The 13,091-nt window shown below is 54.3% G+C and carries 10 protein-coding genes; 2 read left to right on the top strand and 8 right to left on the bottom strand.

All coding sequences use genetic code 11. The features are described from left to right. Positions 1–96: 96 nt before the first annotated feature. Together glpK and K7H09_RS16665 are read left to right on the top strand one after the other, a co-directional pair. Positions 97–1,584, top strand: a complete 1,488-nt coding sequence (glpK, locus tag K7H09_RS16670; protein WP_138800295.1) for a glycerol kinase GlpK — start codon at positions 97–99, stop codon at positions 1,582–1,584. A 482-nt stretch (positions 1,585–2,066) separates the two neighbouring features. Next, positions 2,067–2,291 (top strand): hypothetical protein, encoded by a 225-nt coding sequence (locus tag K7H09_RS16665; RefSeq protein WP_022523712.1) that lies wholly within the window; start codon positions 2,067–2,069, stop codon positions 2,289–2,291. 60 nt (positions 2,292–2,351) lie between these two features. Here the strand turns inward: K7H09_RS16665 and K7H09_RS16660 are convergent, their stop codons facing one another. The 8 genes from K7H09_RS16660 to K7H09_RS16625 form a co-directional block, all read right to left on the bottom strand. Continuing rightward, complete coding sequence (locus K7H09_RS16660) at positions 2,352–3,992, bottom strand: glycerol-3-phosphate dehydrogenase/oxidase (RefSeq protein WP_230805230.1); 1,641 nt, start codon at positions 3,990–3,992, stop codon at positions 2,352–2,354. A 119-nt stretch (positions 3,993–4,111) separates the two neighbouring features. Further along, positions 4,112–5,878 carry an ABC transporter substrate-binding protein gene (locus tag K7H09_RS16655; protein ID WP_022523710.1) on the bottom strand — a complete coding sequence of 589 codons (1,767 nt, stop codon included), beginning with the start codon at positions 5,876–5,878 and terminating at the stop codon, positions 4,112–4,114. 95 nt (positions 5,879–5,973) lie between these two features. Further along, entirely contained in the window at positions 5,974–6,246 is a 273-nt protein-coding gene (locus K7H09_RS16650) for a DUF2160 domain-containing protein (protein ID WP_230805227.1), read from the bottom strand. 12 nt (positions 6,247–6,258) lie between these two features. Beyond that, entirely contained in the window at positions 6,259–7,155 is an 897-nt protein-coding gene (locus K7H09_RS16645; protein WP_027959233.1) for a carbohydrate ABC transporter permease, read from the bottom strand. 1 nt (position 7,156) lies between these two features. After that, positions 7,157–8,044, bottom strand: coding sequence for a carbohydrate ABC transporter permease (locus K7H09_RS16640; RefSeq protein ID WP_159176720.1), 888 nt, complete (start codon positions 8,042–8,044; stop codon positions 7,157–7,159). Next, entirely contained in the window at positions 8,037–9,161 is a 1,125-nt protein-coding gene (locus K7H09_RS16635) for an ABC transporter ATP-binding protein (protein WP_022523707.1), read from the bottom strand. Before K7H09_RS16635 ends, K7H09_RS16640 begins: the two co-directional genes overlap by 8 nt. Then, positions 9,154–10,251: an ABC transporter ATP-binding protein gene (locus K7H09_RS16630; RefSeq protein WP_022523706.1), complete on the bottom strand. Its 1,098-nt coding sequence runs from the start codon at positions 10,249–10,251 to the stop codon at positions 9,154–9,156. Before K7H09_RS16630 ends, K7H09_RS16635 begins: the two co-directional genes overlap by 8 nt. 200 nt (positions 10,252–10,451) lie before the next feature. Beyond that, complete coding sequence (locus K7H09_RS16625; protein ID WP_230805225.1) at positions 10,452–12,938, bottom strand: acyl-CoA dehydrogenase; 2,487 nt, start codon at positions 12,936–12,938, stop codon at positions 10,452–10,454. Between the last annotated feature and the right edge of the window lie 153 nt (positions 12,939–13,091).

Here is a 13,091-nt window from a genome sequence, read left to right as displayed (position 1 = left end):
CGTTGATTTTTGCCTTGTCTGGCCTGCGCTCATCGCGTTAATCAGAGGTTTTCAATCATACAAAATCGAAAGATAATACAACAAAGCGAACTCGATATGTCCTCTTTTATACTCGCCATTGATCAAGGTACCACCAGTTCTCGCGCCATTCTGTTTGACCGCCAAGGCCAGGTGGCCGCTGTTGCCCAGCAAGAATTCACTCAGCACTTCCCCCACGACGGATGGATTGAGCACAACCCCGAAGACATTTGGGAAACCGTGGTGGCGACTTGCCGAGATGTGATGCGTAACGCTGAAGTTTCCGCCGACCAAATAGCCGGGATCGGCATTACCAACCAGCGGGAAACCACTATTCTGTGGGATCGGAAAACGGGTAAGCCACTCTATAACGCCATCGTTTGGCAGGATCGCCGCACCTCAGATTTATGCCAGTCACTGCGCGATCAAGGCTATACCGATACCGTTCAAGCTAAAACGGGCCTATTGATTGATCCCTACTTTTCAGCCACCAAGCTTGGTTGGGTACTGGACAACGTTGAGGGTGCTCGGGAGCGCGCCGAGCAGGGCGAGTTGGCATTTGGAACGGTAGATAGCTTTTTAATCTGGCGGCTGACAGGCGGTCAGCAGCACGTGACCGATGCCACCAATGCTTCACGCACGGCGTTGTTTAATATCCATACTCAGGAGTGGGATGAAGAGCTGCTGGCGCTGTTTAATATTCCCGCCAATTTATTGCCCGAAGTGAAAGACTCCAGCGATGATTTTGGCACCACCGAAGCGCACTGGCTGGGTGCCGCGCTCCCCATTGCTGGGGTAGCGGGGGATCAGCAGGCTGCTTTAGTGGGGCAGGCGTGCTTTCAACCGGGGATGGGTAAAAGCACCTATGGCACAGGCTGTTTTATGATTGTGAATACCGGCGAAACGCCCTCGCTGTCGCGCAATCGCCTGTTGACCACCATTGGCTACCGGCTTAATGGAAAGCCGACCTATGCCATGGAGGGCAGTATTTTCGTGGCGGGGGCGACGGTGCAGTGGTTACGTGACGGCTTGAACCTGTTTGCTGATGCGTCAGAGACGGAGGCCTTGGCCCAGGAGACCCGCAGTGGTCACAGCGTTTATCTGGTGCCCGCCTTTACCGGCTTGGGCGCTCCACACTGGGATCCCAAAGCGCGTGGCGCTATTTTTGGGCTAACTCGCGATACCGGTATCGCTGAAATAGTCGCCGCTGGCCTGCAAGCGGTGTGCTATCAAACCCGCGACCTCCAGCACTGTATGAACGACGACATGGAGGCCGCGCCAGGCACTTTGCGCGTCGACGGTGGCATGGTGAAGAACAGCTGGGTGATGCAGTTTCTTGCCGATATGCTGGGTGTACAAGTAGATCGCCCTACGATTTTGGAAACCACGGCGCTGGGGGCTGCTTACTTAGCCGGGTTGCGTTTAGGTTGGTATCAAACCCTCGAAGAGATTGAGCAGCTGTGGCGCTGTGAGAAGAGCTTTATGCCTGCTATGGAGGAGACCACTCGCGAGCAGCTCTATCAAGGCTGGTTGGATGCGGTTTCGCGCGTGCGCTCCACGCCTTAGGTAATAACGATTTAGCCCACTACTTAAGCACACTATCTATTAACTCTTTCGATTCTTTATAATGCGGCGGCCAATTAAACCATTGGCCGCCTTTCTTCGCTTTTAGCGCCCCTCATGAAAGTCTTTAACACACTTAACACTTAATGAGTGTTTATGTAGTCGAGTTACAACCACCCCTGCTGCCAATGATGCATTGTGGGTTTTGTTGCAGTGAACCATAGTGAAGCCATGGATCAGGAGGGTGCTTCGTTATCCCGAGTCACTGACCCGATCCCTGCTACAGAACCATAGCGCTTCAGTATTACCCGAGCGCTAAAGGCGAAGGTCTTGCAAAGCTTGTGACCGTTTCGCAGTTGCCGAACTGGGCACTTATCCGGCCCAGCATGAGTAGCAACGTCACCATACGTCGTTAACTAAGATGGCTGCTTTTTTTAACCGATAGTCGGTTAAGCAGCGGATGACCATACCATGAGGTATTACTAATGAACTGCATCGAACTGAGCCAACAAGCCGACAGCATCGCCAGCACTTTCAGCAAACAAGATCTCGCTAGACTTGTTGTGGCACTGAAGGGCAACCGTGAATCACTGCAGCATGCCGTTGAGGTCATCGACACAGTGGATAGCCGCTCAGGCTGCACACTGGAAGAAGCTTGGGATGAAGTGCTCTCAGGGGACTCTCAAATGCGAATTGAAGACGAAGAGTAGGGCAAGACTCGCTTATTGATTGTTTGAGCCCCCTCACTTAGGTGAGGGGGCTTTTTTACGCTAAACCGTTGTCGATGTCGGCGGAAGTGCAGTATCGCGATTTTGTTCGAAGTACTGGCTAAATCGATTTTCAGCATCGTCACCAAACAGTACCCGACACGCTTCCTTTAAACCTGTGGAATGGCGTAACTGCTCATGAGGTACCACCAGAGAAACTTTGGCGCGGCGGCGCAGGAAGTCCTCAAGCTGGGTGATCATCTCGTGGTCGCGGGCATGCTCAATTTCACAACGGATGTACTCAGTGCCTTCAATGAGGATTTCGCCCTGAGCGGGATCCTGACGAATTTTCTCCAGCATCGGTATGGCTTGATCGGCATAGCGCCGCCACAGCCGAGAGGAGAGCAGCTCCGATGACGTAGAGGCGGTCATGGCATCCAGGTTCATACGCTTGGCTTGATCCATAAACTGCTGTTTCACGGGCTTGGCAGGTTCCCCGTACCACCGAAAGTTGGGGTCTGAAAGTGAAACGCCCAGGCGGCTTATCTCTTCGGCAATCTCATCCCCTACGTTCAAACAGTCGGTAAGTTTTCCACCAAAGATGCTGATATGCGCACTCTCAACGTTGGTATCGACCACATGCTTGCGAGAAAGCTGTAAAAAGTCTCGGTCACTGCCCTGATCATCTTTGATGGCTAAAGGCCTTACGCCACAGCGTGTCGAGATAATGTCGTCTTGTGTGAGCGGTTGATCTAGCGTTAGGCGTTTATTGATATTTTCCAGCACAAAGGCGATATCGTCAGCAGTAACGTCCACCTCTGGATGCTCCATATGGGTATCGGTAGTGCCGATACAGGTGCGATTGCCCATGGGAATGACGAAGAACAGCCTTCCATCGTCGGCAAAAAATGCCAACACCCGCTGTGAATCGGTTAGCTGTGGAACGATGAGGTGAATGCCCTTGGAGTAGAGGTGATGATGGGTAGTCTTTTGGCCGGTCAGCTCGTTATGCTGATCTACCCAGGGGCCAGCAGCGTTGATTAATACCTTGGCATGAATATCGAAAGTGCTGCCATCCATCACGTTGTGCGCTTTGGTCACCCATAGGTCGCCGACCCGTTCGGCGCCGAGTGACTCGACGTAGTTGGCGGCAATTGCTCCATAGTTAAGCGCGTGGCGCACAAAGTTGAACACAAAGCGTGCGTCATTATCGTGGAGGTAGGCGTCGGAGTACTCAAAGCCGCCAACGGCGTCCTCAATATCGATAATGGGTTCTTGCTGCTTAATCTTGTTAGGCGAAAGCAGGCGGGGCAGTTTAGTGAAGCCGTTGCCCATCAGCCAGTAAAGCCAGGTGCCCGCCCATAGGTAGCGTGGTGAGTGGCGGAAACCTTTCGAAATAGTGGTCAGGAAACGAATCTCCTGCACGGTAGAGGGGTAACTCTTTATCAAGTGATTGCGGCTTTTGCACAATTTTCGAACCAGTGCAAAATCCTTGCTTTCCATGTATTTAATGCCTCCCCAAACTAAGTTGGAGGAGTGCATGCTGGTGCTGCCAGCGAAGTCGCCGCGATCAATCAGTGCGACTTTAGCGCCTTTTCCAGCCAGCGCCGCCGCAGTGGCCGCGCCATTGATACCGCCCCCTATAATCAGGGCATCAAAGGTCTCGGTAGGTAATTTTTCTATATTTCGATTTCGCAGTTTCATAGCGGATCCAATTAACAAATAAATAGCCCTGGTGCCCTGGGTGTTTTCTCTTGTGCTATGGCCTGCCGCCAATGAAACCCTTGCAGGGCGGTTGCCCACCCTGCAAGCGTTACGCGTGATTACTCTTGGCGCGTACCGGCTGCCATCCAGGCTTCCATCATTTCGTCATAAGGAACTGTGGTGCCTTGGGGCATTTCATTGTCCAGCTTGGCTTTGGGTGCGCCTTCCTGATCCAGCCAGTATTGCGGATCCTGCTCTTCATTGAGCACGGGCGCATAGCTGTCGAAGACGTTGGCCCTGGCTAGGCGATGCATGGTGCTGTCCATATCCGACGCCAGTTTGTCCAAGCCTTCCTGAGGCGTGACTTCACCACTCATGACAGGCGCCAGGTTTTGCCACCACAGTGGGGCCATGCGTGGGTAGTCAGGCACATTGGTGCCGGTAGGCGTCCAGTTCGACTCGTTGGGGCTGCGGTAGAACTCCACCAGGCCGCCTAATTTGGGGGCCATCTCGGTCATCTGCTCAGAGAAGATGTCAGATTCACGAATCGGCGTTAGACCGTGCATCAGTTTTTCCAAAGACACCGTTTTAGACACGGTGAACTGGCCGAACAGCCACGCCGCGGTGCGACGATCTTCCGGCGTTGAATCGAAGAACGTCCAGGCGCCTACATCTTGGTAGCCGACCTTCATACCCTCTTCCCAGTACGGGCCGGTGGGGGATGGAGCCATGCGCCATAGCGGGTTGCCTTCGTCATCGGTCACTGCGACTGCAGGGTCGGTCATGTCGGCAGTAAAGGCGGTGTACCAGAAAATCTGCTGGGCAATGTGTCCCTGCGCAGGTACCGGGCCAGCCTCACCAAAGGTCATGCCCTGTGCTTCAGGAGGGGCATAGTCACGCAGCCAATCGACGGCTTTTTGCATGGCAAATACCGAGGCCGGTGAGTTAGTAGCACCGCCGCGGCTTACGCTTGCGCCTACTGGCTGGCTATCTTCGTTGACGCGGATACCCCAGTCATCCACCGGGTTGCCGGAAGGGACGCCGGGGCTGCCCATACCTGCCATGGAGAGCCAGGAGTCGTGGAAGCGCCAGCCCAGTGACGGATCGCGGCGGCCGTAATCCATATGGCCATACACCTTGGTGCCATCTATTTCGCCGACATGCTCGGTAAAGAACTCGGCGATATCTTGATAGGCCGTCCAGTTAGTGGGAACGCCAAGAGGGTAGCCGTAGACCTCTTCGAACTGTGCCATCAGCTCAGGGTCGGTAAACCAGTCATAGCGGAACCAGTAGAGGTTAGCGAACTGTTGGGTGGGCAGTTGAAAGAGGCTGCCATCTGGCCCGGTGCCGTACTGCAGTCCAATAAAGTCGTCTAAATCCAGGGTGGGCAACGTATAGTCGGCCCACTCGTTCTCCATCGCTTCAGACAGGTTGATGGTGGTGCCATAACGAATATGCGTGCCGATGGAGTCGGTGTCATTGACGAAGCCATCGTAGATGCTGTTACCCGACTGCATCTGATTCTGCATGGTGTCCACCACATCACCTTCACCGATGATGTTGTGGGTCAGGTTAATGCCGGTCAGCTCACTAAAGGCTTCTGCAAGCACTTCACTTTCATAAACGTGAGTCGTGAGGCCTTCAGCCACGGTTTGAATATCCATGCCGCGGAAAGGCTCGGCAGCGTTGGCAAACCACATCAGCTCTTCGATCTGCTCTTCGCGGCTCAGGGTTGAGTTCTGGAAGTGCTCGTCGACCAAGCGTTCAGCGATGGCACGGGTATCCTGCTCTTGCGCTGACAGCGTTCCCGACGCCAGCAACAAGCTGGCGGCGAGGGTTGTCAGTTTGAATTTAGTCAGTTTGGATTTATTGTCGTGCTTTTGCATGTTGACCTCGTTTTGTTGTGTTCTTCCTTGATGGCTTGGCCGTCCTTGATACCGATTAAACGCTGATGGCATTTCCCAAGGGCTAGTCTCAAGAGCTATCCCCAGCGCATTAAAACCAGCAGCCATACGGCTGATACCGCTAGTGCAATCCAAATGGATAGTGAGGTGAAGCCAATCACACCCAGGTGGATAAAGGCCGCCGAGAGCAGGCCGATAAACAGCCGATCCCCGCGAGTGGTGGCAATGGGTAAAAACCCTTTGCGCTCAATAGTGGGCGACATGATCTCCCATACCGTCATGCCTGCCAGCATGGCCGCAATGGATGAAAAGAATATGGCGGTGGGCACTGTCCATACCATCCAAGACATAGCGAGATCTCCTCAGGTACGGCCCAGGGCAAAGCCCTTGGCGATATGGTTACGAACGAAGTAGACCACCAGAATGCCGGGAATGATGGTGAGTACACCGGCGGCGGCCAAAGTGCCCCAGTCAATCCCAGAAGCAGTCGATGTGCGCGTCATGATCATGCCAATGGGCTGGGCGTCAGTGGCTGTCAACGTGCGGGCCAGCAACAGCTCCACCCAGGAGAACATGAACAGGAAGAACAGCGTGACGCCAATGCCTGAGCGGATCATGGGGATAAAAATCTTGACGAAAAAGCGCGGAAAGCTATAGCCGTCGATATAGGCGGTTTCATCGATCTCTTTAGGCACGCTGCTCATAAAGCCCTCCAAAATCCAGATAGCAAGGGGGATATTGAACAGGCAGTGAGCCAGCGCGACGGCGATGTGGGTATCGAACAGGCCTACCGAGTAGTAGAGCTGGAAGTAGGGCAGCAGAAATACCGCAGGTGGCGCCATTAGGTTGGTCAGCAGCCAGAAAAATAGATGCTTGTCGCCAATAAAGGTGTAGCGGCTAAAGGCGTAGGCGGCGGGTAGCGCGACGCAGATGGTGATGAGCATATTCATCGCCACGTAGAGCATCGAGTTGACGTAGCCCATGTACCAGCTTGAGTTGGTGAAAATGCCGATGTAGTTATCAAAAGTAAGGTTCTGGGGCCACAGCGTCATCGAGCCGAGAATTTCGCTATTGGTCTGTAGCGACATATTGATCAGCCAGTAAATGGGCAGAATCATCAGTGCCAGATACAGGCCAAGCAAGAGACGCGAGCGCCAGTGTGCACGGGCGGTGCGGTTACGCCGCTTGGCCGGTGAAACCTTGCTAAAAATCGTGTTGTACTTTTCACCGCGCTGGGTGTTTTCGAGTTGATAGCTCATGTTAGGCACCTCCGTGCGGCGGTTTGTCTTTCTGCATATTCATAATGGTGGTGTAGAACACCCAGCTCACCAGCAGAATGACCAGGAAGTAGATCAGCGAGAAAGCTGCAGAAGGGCCTAAATCCTGTTGGCCGACAGCCATAGTGGTTAGCGATTGACTTAAGAAAGTGGTGGCGCTGCCCGGCCCGCCGCCTGTTAGTACAAAGGGTTCGGCGTAGATCATAAAGGAGTGCATAAAGCGCAGCAGTACAGCGATTACCAACACGTTGGTTAGCTTGGGGAGCTGAATATAGCGGAATACCGCCCATTTTGAGGCACGGTCGATACGTGCTGCTTGATAGTAGGCTTCGGGAATCGAGCGTAGACCGCTGTAGCACAGCATGGCCACCAGCGGCGTCCAGTGCCACACGTCCATTAAAATGATCGTTACCCAGGCGTCGCCTGCATTGCGGGTGATATTGTATTCCATGCCCAGTTCGCGCAGGCCCCAGCCCATTAAGCCGATATCGCCACGGGTAAAGATTTGCCAGATACTGCCCACTACGTTCCAGGGAATCAGCAACGGCAGGGTAATCAGGATCAACACCGCCGAGGCTTGCCAACCGCGTTTGGGCATAATCAGCGCGATGCCAATCCCTAGCGGGATCTGAATAGCCAGAATAATCAGCGAAAACGAAATTTGGCGCAGAAACGCTGCCTGCAGTGCGTCGTCGTTGAGCATGCTTTGAAACCACTCAGTGCCGGTAAAAAAGCGTGCGTTCGGCCCGAGCACGTCCTGCACGGAGTAGTTGACCACGGTCATGAGCGGAATGATGGCGGAGAAGGCCACCAACACCAGCATGGGAAGCACCAGTAGCCAGGCTCTGTTATTGGGTACCTTGTTATTCATGACCAGCCTCCACCAGGTATTCATCGATATACAGCGCTACGTGAGCAGCATCGAAGTGCGCAAACGCCGCTTCACTGACCGGCGGATGGCCTTCGGGCAGGCGTGCCTTAAACGTTTGCTCGTTGAGTTTGAAGGTCAGCAGGGAGTAGGTGCCCAGGTCTTGCACGCTGGTCACCTGAATCGGCACGCTATTGGCCACTTCACTTGAGGAAATGGCGATAAACTCGGGGCGGATGCCTAGTTTTATATTGTTATGGCTAATATTGTTAGCGCTGGCATTGGCAGCGCTGGCGACAGCGTGCTTCATCTGCTCGCTAACCGGCAGTGGCTGTGTGCCGAACATTACCTGATCGTCGCGATATTCCACGGCCATAAAATTCATGCCCGGGCTGCCAATAAAGTAACCCACAAAGGTATGCGCAGGGCGCTCGAACAGCTCACGTGGGGTGCCGAATTGCACCACCTGGCCCTCATACATCACGGCAATTTTATCCGCGAAAGTAGAGGCCTCGAGCTGATCGTGGGTCACGTAGATCATGGTGATATTGAAGCGCTCGTGAATCTCTTTGAGCTTGCGACGCAGCTTCCACTTTAGCTGCGGGTCGATAACGGTTAGCGGCTCATCAAACAGAATCGCCGTTACGTCGTCACGTACCAGCCCACGGCCCATGGAGACCTTCTGCTTCTCGTCGGCGGTCAGGTTTTTGGCCTTACGATCCAGCAAAGGGGTCAGCTCAAGAATATCGGCGACTTCGAGTACCTTGGGTTTCACCCGGTACTCGGGGGTATTCATATTGCGCAGGGGAAAGGCAAGATTATCGAACACCGTCATGGTGTCGTAGATCACCGGAAACTGGAACACCTGGGCAATATTGCGCTCTTCTGGGGGCAACTCATTGACCCGCTGACCGTCGAAAAGTACGTCACCCTCCGAGGGTTCAAGCAGGCCCGAAATAATGTTCAGAAGGGTCGATTTACCGCACCCTGAAGGGCCCAATAGGGCATAGGCACCGCCCTGATGCCATACATGATCCATCTGTCGGATGGCGTAATCTGCCGCACCCTTGGGTGTTTTTTCGTAGGAGTGCGCTAAGCCTTTTAGTGTGATCTCAGCCATGGGCAGCTCCTCCCTGACGTGCAGGAATATGTACCGTGTGACCCTGCTTGTCGAAGGCGTAAAGTTGATGGGTGGGGAAGTAAACTTTCAGAGGTTCATTAACACTAAACTGGTGAATACCCGCTAAGTGCAGCACTAAGGGGAAGCGTTCGTGGCGAACATGCAGGAAGGTTTCAGAGCCACTAATTTCCGCTACATCCACATGGACATCCAGGGCCAGGTCATCGGCCTGTTGGGGTTGTAGAGTGAGATGCGAAGCTCGCACGCCAAAGTCGTAATCACCCGGTTCAAGACGCTTTAGCTCGTCATCGCAGGGAAAGTGAAGCGTTTGGTCGAAGGTGATCTCGCTGTCGGTCAGCTGACCGGGAACGATATTGATTGGGGGTTCGGAGAACATTTCTGCGCTAAAGCGGCCATTGGGCTCGCGATAGACCTGCTCGGTAGGGCCGTATTGGAGAAGCCTGCCTTCGTGCAGTACCGCCGTGTTACCGCCCAGCGCTAACGCTTCATTGGGCTCGGTGGTGGCGTATACCGCAATACAGTTACGCGCTTTAAACAGGTCACGCAACTCATCGCGTAGCTCTTCGCGGAGCTTATAATCCAGATTGACCAGCGGTTCATCAAACAGAATTAAATCGGCATCTTTGATCAAGGCCCGCCCCATGGCGGTACGCTGCTGCTGGCCACCAGAGAGTTCCTGCGGGTAGCGGTTAAGCAGGTGCTCGATATGCAGCATTTCAGCAATTTCGCCAACCCGTTTATCAATTTCGCTTTTTGGGTGTTTGGCCAGTTTAAGCGGCGACGCAATGTTGTCGTAAACGGTGAGGCTGGGGTAGTTGATAAACTGCTGGTACACCATGGAGACATTGCGTTTACGCACTGAGACGTTCGTGACGTCTTTGCCATCCATAATAATTTTGCCGCGGGTGGGTGGTTCAAGCCCCGCCATTAGGCGCATTAAAGTGGTTTTGCCAGCAAGTGTTCGCCCAAGCAGCACATTAAAGGATCCTGGCTCTAGGGCTAAGTCTATCCCACTGATATGGGGCACACCGTTAACGATGTGATCGATATTTTGCAAATGTAAGGACATGCCGATCTCGCTAGCGTCATTGTTGTTGGATAAGGTAGATCGTTTTCGTTTACGAAAGGCTAGTTGATCGTTTGCGAACTTGCAACGCGTTTTTGGTTCCTTGGTCTACGCATTTAGGTGTAGAAAGTGAACACAAAAAAGCCGACTCCTGGCATACAGGAGTCGGCTATCTTTACAGGTAATGCTTTGAAAAAGAGGTATTACTTAACGTTTTCTTCCTCCTGCTTAGGCGCTACCACAGGTTTTCCGTTGTGCTCGATCAGCGTGGACTTATTCTTGGCAAAGGCATCGTAGGCAAAATCGTCCACGGTGAGCATTTCCAGTACTTCGGCCTCGAAGGTACGCATAAAGTCGGCATCCTCTTCATTGATCAGGCCTTTTTCCAGACCGGCTTCTACACGTGCCTCAGGATGCAGCGCCGTTTGCGGGAGTTTGCCTTTAGCATACGCCTTGTTCACCGTGCGGTAGATCGCCTCGGCGCGGTCATAATCGACCAGCAAAGCGTTGTAGCGCGCCAGCGGGTTGCGCTGTTCACCGTCGTCTGCATCCCAGGTGTTTTCCAGCAGCTTGGTGCGCAGGGCACTGTGTGTAGACACACGCTTAGCGATATCCCGGGCCAGGTCATCGTGGGGTTTATTCCAGCGGCGACCGGTGGGCATTACTACGGCGTTGAGCGTTTTACCTAGCGCACGGTTGGGTAGATTATCGAAAATCTCCACAAACGCCTGCTCGGCACGCTGGAGCAGGAAGCGGCAGCTGTAGTGCAACAGCGCCTCTTCGCCTTCTACTTTACTGCCTGCCTGCCACTGCTTGAGTACCATTGAGGTGAGATAGAGGTTAGACAGCACATCCCCCAGCCGTGCAGAGATCATTTCACGTTTCTTCAGCGCTGAACCCAGGCTTGCCATGGCAGCATCGGCACACAGGCCAAAGCCAGCGGAGAGGCGGGCAATATCCTGGGCATAGGCGGCGGCGGGGCCGTCGAAGGGTACGCTGGCTTTACCAATGCCAAAGCCGAGGGTAAAGGCGCGCGCAGCGTTACCAAAGATCAAGCCCGCGTGACCGAAGAAGGCTTTATCGAACGCCTGCATATCGTTGGCGTCTTTGGCGGCCAGTTCTTCTAGTACGTAGGGGTGGCAGCGAATAGCACCCTGACCAAAGATCATCAGGTTGCGGGTCATGATGTTGGCGCCTTCCACGGTGATCGCCACCGGGTTGGCGCTGTAACCGATACCGAGGTAGTTGCGCGGGCCAAGAGTGACCGCCTTGCCGCCGTGAACGTCCATCGCATCGCTAAGCAATACGCGCTGGAACTCGGTCAACTGGCTCTTCAGGATGGCTGAGGGCACGGCGGGTTTTTCGCCGTGGTCGATCATATTGGCGGTTTGATACACGGTGGCCTGGGAGATATAGGCCAGCGCCGTCATGCGGGCGAGGGGCTCTTGCACACCTTCCATTTCGGCAACCGGCACGTTGAACTGACGACGAACACGGGTGAAACCGCCGCTCCAGCCCAGGGCGTAACGCGCGGTGCCGGTGGCGCCTGACGGCAGCGTGATGCAGCGGCCGATAGACAGACACTCCACCAGCATCCGCCAGCCCTGGCCGATCATGTCTGGGCCGCCAATGATGGTGTCCAGCGGAACAAAGACATCTTTGCCGATAATCGGGCCGTTCATAAACGGGCTGCCGATAGGGTGGTGACGGCGGCCGATTTCCATGCCGTCGGTATTGCGGGGAATCAACGCCAGGGTAATACCGCGATCTTCTTCGTCACCCAGCAATTTTTCCGGGTCAAACAGACGGAAGGCAAGACCAACGACTGTGGCGATGGGCGCCAGAGTGATCCAGCGTTTTTCGAAGTTAAGGCGCAGGCCGATCACTTCTTCGCCGTTAATGGTTTGCTTACATACAACGCCAGTGTCTGGCAGCGAGGTAGCGTCAGAACCTGCGCGGGGGCCGGTGAGGCCAAAACAGGGGATCTCGCGGCCATCGGATAAGCGCGGCAGGTAATGATCTTTCTGCTCTTGGGTACCGTATTTAAGCAGCAGCTCGCCAGGGCCGAGGGAGTTGGGTACGCCCACGGTCACCATCAGGGTTTCATTGACGGAGAGCTTCTGCAGTACCATGGACTGAGCCTTAGCCGAGAAGCCAAGACCACCGTACTCCTTCGGAATAATCATGCCGAAGAAACCCTCTTTTTTCAGGTAGTCCCAAAGCTGCTGGGGCAGGTCGGCGCGCTCCTGGGCGATGTCCCAGGCGTTGCACATGCCAGCGGCTTTCGCACACTGATTGGCTAGGAAGGCTTTCTCATCGTCGCGTAGGCCATCGTCTTTAAAGGCGAGCAGTTTTTCCCACTGGGGTTTGCCTGAAAATAGCTCTCCGTCCCAGGAAACGCTGCCCGCTTCCAGAGCTGTGCGCTCGGTGGCGGAAACTTTGGGGGCGACTTTTTTAAAGGTGGCGAATAAGCGCGGTGTGAGCCACTTGCGACGCAGTGCAGGCAGGCCTGCCACGGCTACTGCCGCAGCGCCAAGAAGCAGCAGACCACCAATGATTTCCGCGTCAAACAGTAGGCCAACAAGGCCTAATACGCCAAACACAGCTAGCGCCGCGGGAGCGCCTGCTTCGCGACGCATGACCACGAGCAAGCCGACAATGGCGAGCACGATCAGAAGTAGGGTGAGCATAGGTTATCTCTCTTTTTGCTGGCCACTGTTGCAGGCCGACTGTTGTTAATAAAACGCGAGTAACATCGTTGTTGAGATATTGAGTCGAACACTTGTTTGAATATTGGCAGATGGGGGCTATCACACGCAAGTTTTTAGGCACGTTTGGCGTAG

The sequence above is a fragment of the Halomonas sp. IOP_14 genome (assembly GCF_021021315.1).
Lineage (GTDB): Bacteria > Pseudomonadota > Gammaproteobacteria > Pseudomonadales > Halomonadaceae > Vreelandella > Vreelandella titanicae.
Note: the sequence above shows the minus strand (reverse complement) of the source record. Positions and strands in the feature narration are given on the sequence as shown.